Origin of the sequence: Haematobacter massiliensis (genome assembly GCF_000740795.1) — a bacterium.
GTDB lineage: Bacteria > Pseudomonadota > Alphaproteobacteria > Rhodobacterales > Rhodobacteraceae > Haematobacter > Haematobacter massiliensis.
Map to the genome: position 1 here is coordinate 352,234 of NZ_JGYG01000003.1, position 15,391 is coordinate 367,624.

The window sequence follows — 15,391 nt, forward strand, 5'->3', positions numbered from 1 at the left end:
CGGGAGGCCCGCCCGGCGGGGCCGGAAGGGCGTTGTGGCGGGCTGATAGCACCATCCAGCGGGGGTGTGTAGCCCTAAAACGCAAGAATTCTCCCGCTCAGCCGCCGGCTTTTCGCATCGCGTCGAGGTCGACCTCGCGAGGCGTGTGGAACGGGCTGGAGCTTGCTGGCTGCGTCTCCTGCGGCTCCTTGGGGTGCGGCGGCGTCTCCACCACCGGCTCCGGCGTTTCATCCGGCGCAATGGTCACGGAGTCAGGCACCGGTTCCGGTTCCACAACCGGCTCCACAGGTGCAGGCTTCGGCTCCGGCGCGCGGACGATCAGCGGCAGCATTTCCGCCTGCGTCGGAGAGGGACCAGCCCCTTCCGGCGGCTCCTTCCACGCGAGCGTGTCAAAGGCGCCGCAATTGTCGCAGATCGGACCCCATTGCGCGTGAATCGCACCGCAATTGTCACAGACCCATTGCGGCCCGCGCGGAGACACAAGCGCGCGCGCAAGCCAGCCACGCACCACCGCATCGTCCGCGCCCTCTCCCCGTTCGATCGCCGCCATGATGGCAAGGCTCCGCGCGGTGGGATGCGTTTCCGCCAGATCGCCCATTGCCCGCCGTGCCGCGGGGAAATCCTCCGCCGCAATGTCCAGTTCGGCACGCAGAAGCCGGGTCTGCTCGTCATCCGGGCGCAGCCGGAGAAGGCTGTCGAACCGCTTCAGACGCTGTGCGGGCGTCTCATTCGGTTCGATCTCGGCAAAGGCGGCAGCGAGGTCGGGATGCGGGGACACCTCCCAGGCCTTGCGCAACACACGCGAGGCGCTCTTCTTGTCACCGGTGGTGAGATAGCCGCGTGCGGCCATGACAGCGGCAGGGATAAGGTCGGGCGACTGGCGGTTCGCAGCGATGGCCGCCTCCCGTGCCTCGATGGAATTACCCTCGGCAAAGACCTCCTTCGCCTCTTGCAGCGCCAGAACCGCGTCGCGGCGCTTGTAGACATCGCGAGGCATGTTGCCGGTGCGCTGCTTTGCCTCCAGCGTGCGCCGCGCACCCTTCCAGTCGCCGCGATCCGCCTGAAGCTTCAGAAGCACATCCTGCGTTTCGGCATGACGCGGGCGAATGGCCAGCGCGTGCTCCGCGAGCTTCAGCGCGGTATCGGTATCGCCTTCGGCCAGCTTCATCCGCATCAATCCGCGGAGCGCCACGAAGCGCGTCCGGTCATCGCTGAGACGGCGCTTCCACGCCTCCGTGGCGCGTTTCGAATCACCGACCATCTCCGCCGCCTGCGCAATGACGAGATCGGTGAGTTCGGGGCGGTTGAGAAATTTCTCCGCCCGCACGGATTTGTTGATGGCGAGACGCCCCTCCCCTGCTGTCAGGGCGAGGATACCGTCGGCCAACGCCTCGTATCCCCGCTTTTCGCGGCTGCGGTCGAGATAGCGGCTCATCGCGGTTTCATCGCCGTTCAGGAAACGGAACAGCGCGAGCACGAGGCCCACGACCTTGAACAGCACCCATGCGCCGACGAGGCCGAGCAGCGAGAGGATCACTGCCTGCAGCAGCCCGATGGAGAATTCCTTATCCCCGAAGACGATGCGGATGCCTTCGCCCGCGCTGAGCAGATGGCTCGCGCCGAAGGTCAGCGCCGCGATGATGGCGACGAAGAGGAGAACCTTGAGAAGGGACCAGAGCATGTGCGCCTCAGTTCCGGGTAAAGCCGGCGACGATCTCGTCGGCGGCCTGCTGTGCAGAAACGCGGGTCTTGGCGGCGGAGAGCCACCCGCCCATCGCGGCCTGACCCGCGGCGGGAAGGGCTTCGATTTCCGTCAGCGCCTGATCGATCTGCCCCGCCTGAACCGCCGCGTTGGCACGGGACAGCACCGCATCGGGTGAATTCCCCTCCTGCGGCGTGAGAGAGCGGATGCCGAGCTGATTGCGCAGGAACATTTCTGCCCGGTCGCCAAAGCTCTCCTGCCCCGTCGCGCGATATGAGGCATCAAGCGCGGCGCGCGCAGCTTCGGGAAAATCACGGCGGAGATCGGACAGGGGGGCTACGCCGCCGCTGGCCTCTTTCAGCGCGGCGGGAACGTTCACCCCCAGCTGCTCCAGACGCTCGACAGCCGGCGCGAAACCGGTCCCGAGTTCTATCGCCATGCGGATACGGGCAACGATCGCCTCCCCTTCCGCCGCGCGCGAACCGGCGGCAGCCGACGATCGGAGACTTTCCACCTCGCTGGACAGGGCAGCGTTGCGCTCCGCCTGAGCGGCGAGATCACCCCGAAGGCTCTCCAGCGCCGCGCTCACATCTGCCGACACCGTCTCCGACCCTCCTGACGAGGCGGCGGCGACGGGCCGATCCTCCAGCGCCGTGATCCGGGAGACCAGGGAATCGCGCGTCGTCTCCGCCTCTGCCACGGCGGCGGAGAGACGGGAAATCTCCGCCTCGACCCCGGACAGATCGGCCGGGGCGGGCAGCGCCGAAATCTGGGAACGCATCTGGGAAATCTGCTGCGCCTGCTCCGCGATCCGGCTCTCCAATGCGGGATCGGTCGCATGACGAGGCAAAAGGAAATAGGCCGCGCCGAACCCCAGTGCCGCAGCGATCGCACCCCCTGCAAGTGTCGGCCAGAAGCCGCCGCCCTGTGATACCGGTTCGGGACGAGTGGGGGGGGGCGGTGCCACGCGCTCCTCCTCCGCCGCCTTTACCAGCGGCTCCTCCAATGTCAGATCCCGTGGGTGATCGGCGGAGGGAGCTGCGGAAGGATCGGTATGCCGATCGGCGGTGAAGCCATGGCGCTCCGCCGGTGCCGGGTCTTCCGTCGCATCCGCCTCCAAAGGAGATTTGGCGTCTGTGTCAGGGCTCTGCGAAGCGTCGAAGGCCTCTGCCGCCTCCCGCGCGGAGAGAGTTCCTTCAGATGGCGGGGTCTGCGCTTCTTCGGCCTTCGCCTTGCTCCGCGAGCTCGGTTTCTTTTCGTCTTCCACGCAGCTCTCCCGTTGGCCGTTCCTTGAACGGAGATTAGCGACCGGTTCCCTCGGCCTCAACCCGCAGCCTGCGGCATCCGGGTGCGGCCCATCGGCAATTCATGCCTTCTCACGAGGCTAGGTTCCCGAAAAAACAACCTATTTCAGCCTTTCAGCGCTCCGATTGTCTCTAGCATAGCCGCCGCCGAAGGGATTGGGGCGATTTTCAGGCATCTCGGGGTCGCGCCCGACCATGCAGCCGATACATTCTCGCTCATCGCGGCGATAAGAAGCGGTGCGCGCATCGGCCAGCCCGCCACAAGCCGCGCGGATCGCGGAGAGAACAGCGGCAGAAGGACCGGCCGATCCGCCTCCAGAAGCCGCATTGCCTCTCCCGAAGGCGGGATCGCCACCTGCTCATAGGCCACGGCGCCGGTGATCTCGACCTCGTCCCGCAATGCCGCAACCATATCGGCGGCAAGATGCCGCCCGTGCGGGTGAAAAAGCGGGCCGGAAGGCCGTTCATGCCGAATGAGGGACAGCAGGGACGTCGCATCCCCCGCCGCCGCATGTGCCGAGAGGCCATGCGCCGCCGCCGCCGCCGCCGTCCGTTCACCCACGCAATAGGCGGGCAGACCCAGCCCGAACGGCAGCGCCGGCACAGCGTTCTCCGATGTGAGAACAATGCCCTTCGTGCCCTGCGGCACGGCAATGGGGAGCGGCTTGATCTCCTGAGCAGGGGAAAGGATCACCGCGAGATCCGGCCATAGCCGCGCCACTTCGGCGGCGAAACGCCGGGACTGCGCCTCCGGCCGGGTCAGCAGGAGCGTTGGTGCACCGGCAGAAAAGGGCCGTCGGGTTGTCTCGCGCATGTTGCGGTGTTACCTGCGCGGGGGCGGTCAGGCAACGCGGAAGACCCGTCGGATCAGGATCATGGAAAAGGCTCTCACCCTTCTCGGCATCGAGTCGAGCTGCGACGACACCGCCGCGGCGGTTGTCCGGCTGACGCCGGAAGGCCGGGCCGAGGTGCTGGCGAATGTCGTCGCCGGGCAGACCGCGCTTCATGAGGCCTATGGCGGCGTCGTGCCGGAGATCGCCGCGCGGGCCCATGTCGAGAAGCTCGACATTTCGGTGGCCGAGGCGCTGCGGACGGCAGGGCTGGCGCTTGACGATCTTGACGGCGTGGCCGTCACCTCCGGTCCCGGGCTTATCGGCGGAGTATTGGCGGGTGTCATGCTCGCCCGCGGGCTGGCGGCGGGAACCGGCCTGCCGCTTCACGGGATCAACCATCTGGCGGGCCATGCCCTCACCCCCCGGCTGACGGGGGACATCGCCTTTCCCTATCTGCTGCTGCTGGTTTCCGGCGGTCATTGTCAGTTCCTGATCGTCCACGGCCCGGATCGCTTCGACCGGCTGGGCGGCACGATCGACGACGCTCCCGGCGAGGCGTTCGACAAGGTGGCGAAGCTGCTCGCCCTGCCCCAGCCCGGCGGCCCCGCCGTGGAGGCAGAGGCCCGGCACGGTGACGCCGCCCGCTTCCCCCTGCCCCGCCCGCTGCTTGACCGGCCGGGCTGCGACATGTCCTTCTCAGGGTTAAAAACGGCGGTGCTGCGGACGCGGGATCAGCTGATGGCCGCTCACGGCGGGCTGCGCCGGGGGGACCGGGCCGATCTCTGCGCGGTCTTTCAGCGCGCGGTGGCCGATGTGCTGACGGAGAAGGCGCGGCGGGCCATCGCGAGCTATCTGGAGCTTGCCCCCGAAACACCCGCCATCGCGGTGGCGGGCGGCGTGGCCGCCAACGGAGAGATCCGCGCGGCACTCCAAGGGGTCGCCCATGCTCAAGGCCTGGCCTTCGTCGCGCCGCCCCTCAAGCTCTGCACCGACAATGCCGCGATGATCGCCTGGGCGGCTATCGAGCGGCTGCGGGCGGGCATCCCGGACGATCCGGCCGACCTCACCGCCCGCCCGCGCTGGCCGCTCGACCAGAGCAGACCGGCGCTCATCGGCTCCGGCAAGAAGGGCGCCAAAGCATGAGCGGTATCGCCATTCTGGGGGCAGGCGCCTTTGGCACGGCGCTGGCGATCAGCCTTGCCCGGCAGGGAACCGAAGTCGACCTCTGGACCCGGGATGCGGTGCAGGCGCATGAGATGCGGGATCAGCGGACGAACAGCCGCCGCCTCCCCGGCGAGACGCTGCCCATGGCGATCCGGGTGAGAGAGACGCTGCCGGACGGGGCTGATCTCCTCCTCCTCGCCATCCCCATGCAGCAGACCGCTGCCTTTCTGGAAGCCCATCGCGCGCTTTTCGCCGGTCGGGGCGTGATCGGCTGTGCCAAGGGGATCGACCTCGCCAGCGGGCTTGGATCCACCGGGCTCATCGCGCGGTCCTGCCCGGACGCGGTTCCCGCCGTGCTGACCGGGCCGAGCTTCGCCGCCGATATCGCGCACGGCCTGCCGACGGCCCTGACACTCGCCTGCGCGGATGCCGCAGTGGGGGAGGCGATGCAGGAGCGGCTCTCCACCTCCGCGCTCCGGCTCTATCGCACGACCGATGTGGTGGGTGCCGAACTGGGCGGTGCGCTGAAGAACGTTATCGCCATCGGGGCGGGCGCGGTGATGGGCGCGGGGCTGGGCGACAGCGCGCGCGCCGCTCTGATGACCCGCGGATACGGCGAGATGACGCGGCTGGCGATGCGCGCAGGGGCACGGGCCGAGACGCTGGCGGGCCTTTCGGGCTTCGGCGATCTCGTCCTCACCTGCACCTCGCTGCAATCGCGCAACTTCCGCTACGGTCACGCGCTGGGGTCCGGCGCGGAGTGGGACGCCTCCACCACGGTGGAGGGGATCGCCACCGCCCGCGCGATGGCTGCCCGCGCCGCGCGGGAAGGGGTGGACATGCCCGTGGTCTCCATGATCGTTGCGTTGATTGATGGCCGCGTCACCGTGACCGAGGCCGCCGAGCGCCTGTTGAACCGACCGCTTAAGGAGGAATGATGTACGCTGCCGTGATCTGCCGGGACAAACCCGGCGCGCTCGATCTCCGCATGGAGAACCGCCCCGCCCATCTCGCCTATCTCGGGGAGAGCAAGGTGGCCTTCGCCGGGCCGTTCATCGAGGACGGTTCGCCCGTCGGCTCCCTCGTGGTGATCGAGGCCGATGACCTCTCCGCCGCCGAAGCCTGGGCCGCGAACGATCCCTATGCGAAGGCCGGGCTGTTCGAAACGGTCGAAGTCTGCGAATGGCGCAAGGTGATCGGCTGATGGCCTTCTGGCTGTTCAAGTCGGAGCCCGACACCTGGTCCTGGGACCAGCAGGTCGCCAAGGGCGAGGCCGGTGAGGAATGGGGCGGCGTGCGCAACTATCAGGCGCGCAACAACATGCGGGCGATGAAGGTGGGGGAGAAGGGTTTCTTCTATCACTCCAACATCGGCAAGGAGATCGTGGGAATCGTCGAGGTTTCCGCCGAATCCGCGCCCGATTCCACTGCGGACAATCCGAAATGGGACTGCGTGCATATCCGCGCGGTGCGCCCCCTGCCGCGCCCCGTCACGCTCGAGGAATGCAAGAACGACCCTCGCCTGAAGGATATGGTGCTGGTCAACAATTCCCGCCTTTCCGTGCAGCCGGTGTCAGAGGCGGAATGGCAGACTATCTGCGAAATGGGTGGATTGTAGCGGGAGGCGAGCGGTATGGCGGGCAGGATCAGGGTGGGAATCGGCGGCTGGACCTATGAGCCATGGCGGGGCAGTTTCTACCCTGACGGGCTGCCGCAGAAGCGCGAACTGGACTATGCCAGCCGCCATCTGACCACCATCGAGGTCAATGGCACCTACTACCGCAGCCAGACGCCCAAGACCTTTGCCGGCTGGCATGACGAGACGCCCGAGGACTTCGTCTTTGCCCTCAAGGCACCGCGCTTCGCCACCAATCGCAAGGTGCTGGCGGAGGCGGGCGAGTCGATCCAGCGGTTCATCGACAGCGGTATCGCCGAGTTGAAGGACAAGCTCGGCCCCATCAACTGGCAGTTCATGGCGACAAAGAAATTCGACCCGGAGGATTTCGCGGGGTTTCTCGCGCTTTTGCCGAAAGAGGTGGACGGACGCCCGCTCCGGCACGCGGTCGAATTGCGCCATGAGAGCTTCCTGGTGGCGGAATGCGCGGAGCTGCTCCACCGACATGGGGTTGCGGCGGTCATCGCGGGAGATTCTGAATTTCCGCTGTTCCCGGATGTGACGGCGGACTTCGTCTATGCGCGCCTCATGGGAACCACTGAAACCCCAGAAGCCGGCTATTCACCCGCTGATCTGACCCGATGGAGTGAAGCGGCAGTGAATTGGGCGGAAGGCGGCGATGGCGGCTTGCCCCCCATCGGAGAGGCAGCCCCGAAAAAACCCCGCGATGTGTTCATTTATGTGATCAGCGGCCACAAGACCGCCAATCCTGCTGCCGCCATGGCACTGCTCGAACGATTGCCCGGTCAGGCGTAGACGGATTCCTTGCCGAAGTTCTTCACCAGCAGGTAATAGAACACCGCCCGATATTTGTTGCGCTCGGATTTCCCATAGGTCTCCACCGCCTTATGGATGCCTTCCATAAGCGACGGCCCTTCAGGCAGACCGAGCTTCTTGACCAGAAAACTCGCCTTAACCCGCTCCAGTTCAGCGGAATCGGAGGCAGCAACCGTTTCGCTGTCTGCGCTGTAGATCGTCGGCCCGCAACCGATCGTGATCTTGGTGAGCAGATCCATGTCCGGCTCCATCCCGCACTTCGTGCGCAGATCGCCGGCATATTTCTCGATCAATTCGTCGCGTTTGCCCATCTAACCTCTCCGCATCTGGGATGCGCAGAGGTTAGCAGGACATTCACATAACGCAATCTGGCTCAGTAACGGTAATGCTCGGGCTTGTAGGGGCCGTCGACCTTCACCCCGATATAGGAAGCCTGATCCGGCCGGAGTTCCGTGAGCTTCGCACCAATCCGGCCCAGATGCAGACGGGCGACCTTTTCATCCAGATGTTTGGGCAGGATATACACGCCTGGCTTGTAGTCCTCACCCTTCTGCCAAAGTTCCATCTGTGCCAGAACCTGGTTGGTGAAGGAGGCGGACATCACGAAGCTCGGGTGCCCGGTTGCATTGCCGAGGTTCAGCAGACGCCCTTCCGACAGCAGAATGATCCGCGCGCCCGAAGGCATCTCGATCATGTCCACCTGATCCTTGATATTCGTCCACTTGTGATTGCGGAGCGCGGCGACTTGGATTTCATTGTCGAAGTGACCGATATTCCCGACAATGGCCATGTCCTTCATCGCGCGCATATGCTCGATGCGGATGATGTCCTTGTTGCCGGTCGTGGTGATGAAGATGTCGGCGGTCGCGACCTCATCCTCCAGCAGCGTCACCTCATAGCCGTCCATCGCCGCCTGAAGCGCACAGATCGGATCGACTTCCGTCACCTTCACGCGGGCCCCCGCGCCGCGGAGCGAGGCGGCAGACCCCTTGCCCACGTCGCCATAGCCGCAGACCACTGCGACCTTGCCGGCCATCATCGTGTCGGTCGCGCGACGGATGCCATCGACCAGCGATTCCTTGCAGCCGTACTTGTTGTCGAATTTCGACTTGGTGACGCTGTCGTTGACGTTGATCGCCGGGAAGGGCAGCAGGCCCTGCTTGTGCAGATCGTAAAGGCGGTGGACGCCGGTCGTCGTCTCCTCCGACACGCCCTGAAGCAGGTCGCGTTGACGGGTGAACCAGCCCGGGCTTTCCTCCGCCCGTTTGCGGATCTGGGCGAAGAGCGCCTCCTCCTCCTCCGAGGTCGGATTGGCGATCAGCGCGGTCTCCCCCGCCTCTACCCGCGCGCCGAGCAGGATGTAGAGTGTCGCATCCCCGCCATCATCGAGGATCAGGTTGGCGCGCTCCGGGAACTGGAAAATCTGATCGGTATAGGTCCAGTAGTCCTTCAGCGTCTCGCCCTTGATGGCAAAGACCGGCACGCCTGATGCAGCAATCGCCGCCGCCGCATGATCCTGCGTGGAGAAGATGTTGCAGGACGCCCAGCGCACCTCCGCGCCCAGCGCGGTCAGGGTTTCAATCAGCACAGCGGTCTGGATGGTCATATGCAGGGAGCCGGCGATCCGCGCGCCCTTGAGCGGTTGGGAGGCACCGTATTCCTCGCGGAGCGCCATCAGACCCGGCATCTCCGTTTCCGCGATATCCATTTCCTTGCGGCCGAAATCCGCGAGCGTGATATCCTTGACGATATAATCCTTCATGACAGCTCCTGCGTCGCGTTTGCCCGTCGATATCACCCATGGACGGGAACGGCAATGAAACCCCTCCCCCGCGCTCTGACCCTTGCCAAGCTGCGGGACCGGGCCTACCGCTACCTGCGATCAAGGAGCGCCAGATGAAGAAGCCGCCCCGCGCCTGGCAGAGGATGTTGTCCGGCCGTCGCCTCGACGTGCTGGACCCGACGCCGATGGACATAGAGATCGCGGATATCGCCCGTGGGCTTGCTTTCGTCGCCCGCTGGAACGGACAGACGCAGGGGGAATTCCCGTATTCGGTCGCCGAACACTCACTTCTGGTCGAGAAGATCTTTGCCGAAGGCGAATTCGGGCAATCGCCGCGCTGGCGGCTGGCCGCCCTGCTGCATGACGCCCCCGAATACGTGATCGGCGATATGATCTCTCCGGTGAAGGCGGCGATCGGGCCGGATTACGGCAAGCTGGACGAGAGACTGACAGCGGCCATTCACCTGCGCTTCGGGCTGCCTGCCGTTCTTCCGGCGGCTGTCAAGAAGGCGATAAAGCTGGCGGACAGTGCTTCTGCCTGGCTGGAAGCGACACAGATCGCGGGCTTTACCGTGGCCGAAGCGAACAAGTATTTTGGCCGAACGCAGTCGCAATTCGCTGGCCATGAAATAACCCCCCGCGCGCCCGTCATGGCCCGAGAGGCATTTCTTGCCCGACACTCCGCCCTGCTGGCGGAAATGGACCAAAGCTGAGGGGCGCGTGCCACCCAAAGCAGGTAGCACGCCGGGAAAGATGTTCAGATCGCGAGGTCTTCGAGCTGCCGGCCTGCTTCCAAAGCCGCTTTCACCCAGTTGGGCTGGCGTCCACGGCCTGTCCAGGTCTGATCCGGGTCGTGCGGATTGGCATATTTCGGCGCCGCTGGCCCGCGTTTGCGCGCGCTGAGCGTTTCGGTAAGATCGGCGATGTCGAAGCCGTGGCGTTTTGCGACTTCCTCCAGCTCCTGAAGAGCATCGCGTTTCTTGCGTTCTTCGAAAGTAGCGATCGCCCTATCTATTTTGTGACGCATATCCTTGAGTTCTTTCAGGGACAGCGTCTCGAGATCCATTTCCATTATCCGGCTCCGGGGAAAACATTAACGCTTAGGATAATATGCTGCTGACGAATATCCACGACGAGCGCAATAATTTTTTTTCGCCAGCTGGGCAACCGGCAAAAAGTTTCCCACCTCTGCGAATGAAGATATGTTATTTCGGGCTGCGTTTCGCCAAAATGCGCTGCAAAGTGCGGCGATGCATGTTGAGCCGGCGCGCCGTATCGCTGACGTTCCGGTCGCAGAGCTCATAAACCCGCTGGATATGTTCCCAGCGCACGCGGTCGGCGGACATCGGGTTTTCCGGCGGCGCAGGCAGATCGCCCCCACGGGCCAGCAGCGCGGAAGTGATATCGTTGGCATCCGCGGGTTTGGAGAGATAGTCAGTGGCACCCGCCTTGACCGCAGCGACGGCGGTGGCGATTGCCCCATAGCCGGTCAGCACCACGATACGGCTGTCCGCCCGCTGTTCCCGCAGGGTTTCCACCACTTCCAGGCCGTTGCCATCCTCCAGACGCAGGTCGATCACCGCGTAGGCGGGCGCCTGCTCGAGCGCGATGGTGCGACCTTCCGCGACCGTCCCGGCGAGAACCGGTTCGAAGCCCCGCTTCTCCATAGCGCGGGCAAGCCGCTTCAGAAATGGCTCGTCATCATCGACCAGCAGGAGCGAACGGTCAGGCCCGAGGTCTTCAGTGTCTTCGGTCATCTCTCATCCCACGAAATTCGCGGCACTCTAGGCGCGCCGCCGGACCGGGTCAAATCCCGCTCCCGGCAACCCTCGATATGGTGATCACATGTTATCTATGAAACAGGCGGCGGTTTTTGCAACCTGTTCGGGCGTCTGGTCGCGCCGGATGAGATCGACGAAGCCATAGCCGGGAAGCATCAGATAGGTGAAGGTCGAATGATCGACGAGATAGCTCTCATCCCCCTCGGCATGGTCAGGAATATGATAGTAGACCTTGTAGGCCTGCGCGGCCGTATGAATCTGCTCCTGCGTGCCGGTGAGACCGATGGCGCGGGGATGCATGGCACTCGACCATTCGCCCACCACCTCCGGTGTGTCGCGCTCGGGGTCGACGGTAATGAAGACGGGCGTCACGTCTTTGCCCTTCTCTTCCAGCAGTTCGACGGCCTCGGCGTTGCGCACCATGTCGAAGGGGCAGATATCAGGGCAGAAAGTATAGCCGAAATAGACGAGCGACGGCTTCGTCAGCACCGCCTTTTCGGTCACCGTCTCCCCCTTGCCATCGACAAGGCTGAACGGCCCGCCGATCTGACCGGCGCCCCCCGCAATGTTGGTGGAGCGGCAGGACGCAAAGGGATCCTCCTCTCCGCGGCCGCTGACGACAAGGAAAGCCAGCCCTCCAAGAAGAGCAATGATGAAGCCCGCGGCGAGCGCGGCATAGGTGCGTATCATCCCGATGGACCCCGTTCCGGTGCGCGGCTGCATTGATCGCCGATCGCGAGGCGATTAACAATCACCCCCCGCCCCCATGCGACATCAGGCCCCGGCATGACGCTTACCGACCTTTTCCCGGACCCGCCCGAAAGCGCGGCGGAACGCCCGCTCCGCCTGCGCACGCTGGTGCTGCTCAGGTGGATGGCGGTGACCGGGCAGTTCATCGCGCTCATGGTGGCGGAGCGGTATTTCGGCCTGCTTCTTCCCACGGGCTGGGCGATTGCGGCGATTCTGGCCATGGTGGCCGTCAATGTCGTCACCATGCTGGGCTTTCCGAAGAACCGCCGCCTGACGGATCGGGAGGCGATGCTGACCCTGCTGGTCGATACATCGCAATACGGGCTGCTGCTTTATCTGACGGGGGGGATTCACAACCCCTTCGCGCTGCTGATCCTTGCGCCCGTGACGATCTCCGCCACCTCTCTCCGGCTATCCTCGACCATCGTCCTCGCCGTGGTGGCCATCGCCCTCGTGACGCTGGTGGAGTTTCGCAGCGTTCCCATGCGATTCGCCGACGGAAGTCCGGTGGTGCTGCCGCCGATCTATCGCTTCGGCAACTGGCTCGCGATACTCATCGGCATCCTGTTCATCGGGCTTTACACGCATCGCGTGGCTTCCGAGGCGCGGGCCATGTCCCGGGCGCTGCTTGCCACGCAGATGGCGCTGGCCCGGGAGCAGAAGCTCACCGATCTGGGCGGTGTGGTGGCGGCGGCGGCGCATGAACTCGGCACACCTCTCGCCACGATCAAGCTTGTCTCCTCCGAACTGCTGGAGGAGGTGGGCGACGATCCCGATCTGATGGCCGATGTCACGCTGATCCGCGATCAGGCCGACCGCTGCCGCGATATCCTGCGGTCCATGGGCCGCGCGGGGAAGGACGACATGCATTTGCGGAGCGCTCCGGTGGAAGCGGTCCTGCGAGAAGCGGCGGAGCCGCACGCCAGCCGGGGCAAGACCGTGCGTTTCGTGATGGAGAGCGGCGACGGCTCCCCCCAGCCGATGATCCGCCGCAGGCCCGAACTGATCCACGGGTTGCGCAATCTCGTGCAGAATGCGGTGGATTTCGCGCGGAGCGGCATCGTCATCACCGCTATCTGGTCACGGGAGAGCCTGCGCATCACCATCGTCGATGACGGTCCCGGTTATCCCCCTCAGCTGTTGGGCCGAATCGGCGAACCCTTCCTGCGCCGCCGCCGCGATGAGCCGGACCCGGAACGCCCCGGTTATGAGGGAATGGGCCTCGGCCTGTTCATCGCCAAGACGCTCTTGGAGCGGACAGGGGCGAGCCTGCGCTTCACCAACGCCGCGGAAGGGGGCGCGGTGATCGCCGCCCGCTGGCCGCTCGCGACGCTTGCGGCGGAAACCGGTCCGCTGGGCGAGAATCCGACATTCGAGACCTGAAAGCCACGCTCTCCCCGCTCGTTAAAGGGTCGTGCGCGCATTAACTCCATCTTAACCCTTTTGCAGCCTCATGCCCAAAACCCTGCGTCCAGGCAGGGAATGGAGGACAGGGGCAATGGACATCGCCTTCTTCCTGACCGTGGCAACTGCGACGGTGATGGCAACCGGCGCGGCGACCGCCGTGGCGGTATTCCTTGGCGGTAAGACGCCGGGCGGGGTGAGGGAGCTTGCCTCAGAGCCGCGCGCGGAAGGGATCACCTTTCTCTTCGATGACGAGCGGCTCATCGACAGCTCGCCCGACGGGCTGCTCCTGCTTGCACCGCTTCGCGGCCGGACGGACTGGTCACGACTCGGCGGCTATCTGGAACCGCGGCTGCCCGGGGTGATGGCGCGGCTCCGTGCGCTCGCGCCTGGGGAGGAGGCGCGGGAGTCAGGGGGCGGCGTGACGCTCGCGGCCCGGCGGGAGAACAGCCACCTCCGGCTCACTCTCCGTGGCGCGACAGCCGGCGCCCTGTCCCGAACGGCCGCAGAGGAGGAGCTGGATCTGCTGCGCCGGACGGTGGAGACCGCGCCATGGCCGATCTGGCGGACAGACCCGGCGGGGGAAATCACCTGGGCCAATGCCGCCTATCTCGCGCTCACGGGAAGCAACCCGGACGATATCACCTGGCCGCTTCCGCGCCTCTTCCTCCCCGGCCCGCGCGCGACATCGCCGGGAAGCCTGCCGGGAAGTCAGCGGATCCAGCGCGCTGGCGGCGAAGCGTGGTTCGATTGCGTGTTCACCGCCGAAGACGGCGGCGATACCGTCGGATATGCGATCCCCGCCGATGGCGTGATGCGGATGGAGCGGCGGCTCCGCGGCTCGCAGCAGGCGATGTCGAATGCGTTCATGGGGCTCGCGATCGGGCTGGCGGTCTTCGACCGGAACCGCAAGCTCCAGATGTTCAACCCGGCGCTCGCGGACCTTACACGGCTGGGACCGGATTTCCTTGCCGCGCGACCTTCGCTCTTTGCCTTTCTTGAACGCCTGCGGGAACAGCGGATGCTGCCCGAGCGGCGGGATTACGCAAGCTGGCGTCAGCAGATGACCGAGGTCGAGAAGGCCGCCGAAACCGGTGGTTATGAGGAGACGTGGAGCCTTCCGGGAGGCCAGACCTATCGGGTGACCGGCCAGCCGCATCCGGAAGGCGCCATTACCTTCCTGCTGGAGGATATCACTGGAGAGATCACCCTGTCGCGCCGCTTCCGTGCGGAGATCGAGCTGTCGCAGGAGGTCATCGACGCCATACCGGACGGCATCGCGGTGTTTTCCGCCGCGGGAACCCTGCTCGTCTCCAATCGGGCTTACGCAGGTCTCTGGGGGATAGAGGGGGGTGAGGATCTGACGCCGGTGGATATCGACCAGGCAATCGCCGTGTGGGAGGCAACCCTTCCCGGGGCGACGCTCTGGCAGAAGCTGCGCCAGCAGGTCGGCACTCTCGACCGGCGGGAGGAATGGACGGCCGCCGTCCGGCGCGAAGACGAGACCTTTCTCCAGTGCCGCGCGACGCCCTTGTCCGATGGTGCGACTCTCGTGGCATTTCAGATCCGTCCAGCGGGGGAACGGCTGCTCGCAGCAGAATGACCGGCCCGCAGGGCAATCGCCGGAGGCACCGCGGCTTGGGCGATGAGCGCTCCAGCCCTACTGCATTCGGCGCGGCCCGCTCCTCAAGACGGCTTGCAGAACGGGACGGGAACGTTACAAGTCGGGCATGTCTGGAGCACCCCTTTCCCGCACGGTCGACCTTGCCAGCCCGGAGGCCACGGACGCCCTCGCACGGTCGATGGAGCCGCTGCTGCGGCCGGGAGACGTCCTGTTGCTCGACGGGTCGGTCGGAGCCGGCAAATCCCACTTCGCGCGCGCTCTGATCCGGGCGCGGTTCGGGGCAGAGACGGAGGTTCCCTCACCGACGTTCACCCTCGTCCAGACTTATGGCGCGGGGAGCAACGAGATCTGGCACAGCGACCTCTATCGCCTGTCGCATCCCGATGAGATCGTGGAACTGGGGCTGGAGGACGCGTTCACCACTGCGATAACACTGGTGGAATGGCCCGACAGGCTCGGCTCCCTCGCGCCGGAGGGGGCGCTGGCACTGGCCTTCCGGCCCACGCGGGAGGGGGAGAGCCGATCTGTCACCCTCACCGGAAATGCAGGCTGGGCCACGCGGCTGAAGCCCCTGCTGGAAACGTTGCCATGAGCG

The 15,391-nt window shown here is 65.4% G+C and carries 17 protein-coding genes; 9 read left to right on the forward strand and 8 right to left on the reverse strand.

Annotated elements, in window-relative coordinates; translation table 11 throughout:
* Positions 1-97: 97 nt before the first annotated feature.
* The 3 genes from CN97_RS07460 to CN97_RS07470 form a co-directional block, all read right to left on the reverse strand.
* Entirely contained in the window at positions 98-1,681 is a 1,584-nt protein-coding gene (locus CN97_RS07460) for a heme biosynthesis protein HemY (RefSeq protein WP_084684028.1), read from the reverse strand.
* A 7-nt stretch (positions 1,682-1,688) separates the two neighbouring features.
* Positions 1,689-2,969 carry a COG4223 family protein gene (locus CN97_RS07465; RefSeq protein ID WP_035709223.1) on the reverse strand — a complete coding sequence of 427 codons (1,281 nt, stop codon included), beginning with the start codon at positions 2,967-2,969 and terminating at the stop codon, positions 1,689-1,691.
* A gap of 143 nt (positions 2,970-3,112) precedes the next feature.
* Positions 3,113-3,820, reverse strand: a complete 708-nt coding sequence (locus tag CN97_RS07470; RefSeq protein ID WP_051911042.1) for a uroporphyrinogen-III synthase — start codon at positions 3,818-3,820, stop codon at positions 3,113-3,115.
* A 61-nt stretch (positions 3,821-3,881) separates the two neighbouring features.
* Here CN97_RS07470 and tsaD point away from each other — a divergent pair, with 61 nt between their 5' ends.
* Genes tsaD through CN97_RS07495 form a run of 5 tightly spaced genes read left to right on the forward strand, consistent with a single transcriptional unit; the run spans position 3,882 to position 7,433 of the window.
* The gene (gene tsaD, locus CN97_RS07475; RefSeq protein WP_035709589.1) at positions 3,882-4,982 is read left to right on the forward strand and encodes a tRNA (adenosine(37)-N6)-threonylcarbamoyltransferase complex transferase subunit TsaD; all 1,101 of its coding nucleotides are present in this window, start codon (positions 3,882-3,884) and stop codon (positions 4,980-4,982) included.
* Positions 4,979-5,941: an NAD(P)H-dependent glycerol-3-phosphate dehydrogenase gene (locus tag CN97_RS07480; protein ID WP_035709225.1), complete on the forward strand. Its 963-nt coding sequence runs from the start codon at positions 4,979-4,981 to the stop codon at positions 5,939-5,941. The genes tsaD and CN97_RS07480 overlap by 4 nt, the downstream gene beginning before the upstream one ends.
* On the forward strand, positions 5,941-6,207 hold the full coding sequence (locus tag CN97_RS07485) for a YciI family protein (protein ID WP_035709227.1): 267 nt from the start codon (positions 5,941-5,943) through the stop codon (positions 6,205-6,207). Before CN97_RS07480 ends, CN97_RS07485 begins: the two co-directional genes overlap by 1 nt.
* Positions 6,207-6,620 carry an EVE domain-containing protein gene (locus CN97_RS07490; RefSeq protein WP_035709230.1) on the forward strand — a complete coding sequence of 138 codons (414 nt, stop codon included), beginning with the start codon at positions 6,207-6,209 and terminating at the stop codon, positions 6,618-6,620. Before CN97_RS07485 ends, CN97_RS07490 begins: the two co-directional genes overlap by 1 nt.
* A 15-nt stretch (positions 6,621-6,635) precedes the next feature.
* Positions 6,636-7,433: a DUF72 domain-containing protein gene (locus CN97_RS07495; RefSeq protein WP_035709233.1), complete on the forward strand. Its 798-nt coding sequence runs from the start codon at positions 6,636-6,638 to the stop codon at positions 7,431-7,433.
* On the opposite strand, the gene CN97_RS07500 is transcribed toward CN97_RS07495, so the two are convergent.
* Entirely contained in the window at positions 7,424-7,765 is a 342-nt protein-coding gene (locus tag CN97_RS07500) for a DUF2853 family protein (RefSeq protein WP_035709235.1), read from the reverse strand. The genes CN97_RS07495 and CN97_RS07500 overlap by 10 nt on opposite strands.
* Positions 7,766-7,827: 62 nt before the next feature.
* Positions 7,828-9,216 (reverse strand): adenosylhomocysteinase, encoded by a 1,389-nt coding sequence (gene ahcY / locus CN97_RS07505; protein WP_035709236.1) that lies wholly within the window; start codon positions 9,214-9,216, stop codon positions 7,828-7,830.
* Between the two features lie 134 nt (positions 9,217-9,350).
* Here ahcY and CN97_RS07510 point away from each other — a divergent pair, with 134 nt between their 5' ends.
* Complete coding sequence (locus CN97_RS07510; protein WP_035709239.1) at positions 9,351-9,950, forward strand: HD domain-containing protein; 600 nt, start codon at positions 9,351-9,353, stop codon at positions 9,948-9,950.
* A 44-nt stretch (positions 9,951-9,994) separates the two neighbouring features.
* Here CN97_RS07510 and CN97_RS07515 read toward each other — a convergent pair whose 3' ends face one another.
* From CN97_RS07515 to CN97_RS07525, 3 genes are all read right to left on the reverse strand, one after another.
* Entirely contained in the window at positions 9,995-10,309 is a 315-nt protein-coding gene (locus CN97_RS07515) for an H-NS histone family protein (protein ID WP_035709241.1), read from the reverse strand.
* Between the two features lie 133 nt (positions 10,310-10,442).
* Positions 10,443-10,994 (reverse strand): ActR/PrrA/RegA family redox response regulator transcription factor, encoded by a 552-nt coding sequence (locus tag CN97_RS07520; protein WP_035709244.1) that lies wholly within the window; start codon positions 10,992-10,994, stop codon positions 10,443-10,445.
* 84 nt (positions 10,995-11,078) lie between these two features.
* Positions 11,079-11,708 (reverse strand): SCO family protein, encoded by a 630-nt coding sequence (locus CN97_RS07525; RefSeq protein WP_035709591.1) that lies wholly within the window; start codon positions 11,706-11,708, stop codon positions 11,079-11,081.
* A gap of 96 nt (positions 11,709-11,804) precedes the next feature.
* Between CN97_RS07525 and regB the strand changes: the two genes are divergently transcribed.
* The 3 genes from regB (at position 11,805) to tsaE (ending at position 15,388) form a co-directional block, all read left to right on the forward strand.
* Positions 11,805-13,151: a sensor histidine kinase RegB gene (regB, locus tag CN97_RS07530; RefSeq protein ID WP_035709247.1), complete on the forward strand. Its 1,347-nt coding sequence runs from the start codon at positions 11,805-11,807 to the stop codon at positions 13,149-13,151.
* Between the two features lie 115 nt (positions 13,152-13,266).
* The gene (locus CN97_RS07535; protein WP_035709250.1) at positions 13,267-14,775 is read left to right on the forward strand and encodes a PAS-domain containing protein; all 1,509 of its coding nucleotides are present in this window, start codon (positions 13,267-13,269) and stop codon (positions 14,773-14,775) included.
* Between the two features lie 127 nt (positions 14,776-14,902).
* Positions 14,903-15,388 carry a tRNA (adenosine(37)-N6)-threonylcarbamoyltransferase complex ATPase subunit type 1 TsaE gene (gene tsaE / locus CN97_RS07540; RefSeq protein WP_035709253.1) on the forward strand — a complete coding sequence of 162 codons (486 nt, stop codon included), beginning with the start codon at positions 14,903-14,905 and terminating at the stop codon, positions 15,386-15,388.
* Positions 15,389-15,391: the final 3 nt, after the last annotated feature.

Bases quoted from the DNA above. Each gene is read 5' to 3' on its own strand.
- CN97_RS07500 (WP_035709235.1), bottom strand. From the start codon at position 7,765: ATGGGCAAACGCGACGAATTGATCGAGAAATATGCCGGCGATCTGCGC.
- CN97_RS07460 (WP_084684028.1), bottom strand. From the start codon at position 1,681: ATGCTCTGGTCCCTTCTCAAGGTTCTCCTCTTCGTCGCCATCATCGCG.
- CN97_RS07495 (WP_035709233.1), top strand. From the start codon at position 6,636: ATGGCGGGCAGGATCAGGGTGGGAATCGGCGGCTGGACCTATGAGCCA.
- CN97_RS07520 (WP_035709244.1), bottom strand. From the start codon at position 10,994: ATGACCGAAGACACTGAAGACCTCGGGCCTGACCGTTCGCTCCTGCTG.
- CN97_RS07515 (WP_035709241.1), bottom strand. From the start codon at position 10,309: ATGGAAATGGATCTCGAGACGCTGTCCCTGAAAGAACTCAAGGATATG.
- CN97_RS07485 (WP_035709227.1), top strand. From the start codon at position 5,941: ATGTACGCTGCCGTGATCTGCCGGGACAAACCCGGCGCGCTCGATCTC.
- CN97_RS07525 (WP_035709591.1), bottom strand. From the start codon at position 11,708: ATGATACGCACCTATGCCGCGCTCGCCGCGGGCTTCATCATTGCTCTT.
- regB (WP_035709247.1), top strand. From the start codon at position 11,805: ATGACGCTTACCGACCTTTTCCCGGACCCGCCCGAAAGCGCGGCGGAA.
- ahcY (WP_035709236.1), bottom strand. From the start codon at position 9,216: ATGAAGGATTATATCGTCAAGGATATCACGCTCGCGGATTTCGGCCGC.
- CN97_RS07490 (WP_035709230.1), top strand. From the start codon at position 6,207: ATGGCCTTCTGGCTGTTCAAGTCGGAGCCCGACACCTGGTCCTGGGAC.
- CN97_RS07470 (WP_051911042.1), bottom strand. From the start codon at position 3,820: ATGCGCGAGACAACCCGACGGCCCTTTTCTGCCGGTGCACCAACGCTC.
- CN97_RS07535 (WP_035709250.1), top strand. From the start codon at position 13,267: ATGGACATCGCCTTCTTCCTGACCGTGGCAACTGCGACGGTGATGGCA.
- tsaD (WP_035709589.1), top strand. From the start codon at position 3,882: ATGGAAAAGGCTCTCACCCTTCTCGGCATCGAGTCGAGCTGCGACGAC.
- CN97_RS07480 (WP_035709225.1), top strand. From the start codon at position 4,979: ATGAGCGGTATCGCCATTCTGGGGGCAGGCGCCTTTGGCACGGCGCTG.
- tsaE (WP_035709253.1), top strand. From the start codon at position 14,903: ATGTCTGGAGCACCCCTTTCCCGCACGGTCGACCTTGCCAGCCCGGAG.
- CN97_RS07510 (WP_035709239.1), top strand. From the start codon at position 9,351: ATGAAGAAGCCGCCCCGCGCCTGGCAGAGGATGTTGTCCGGCCGTCGC.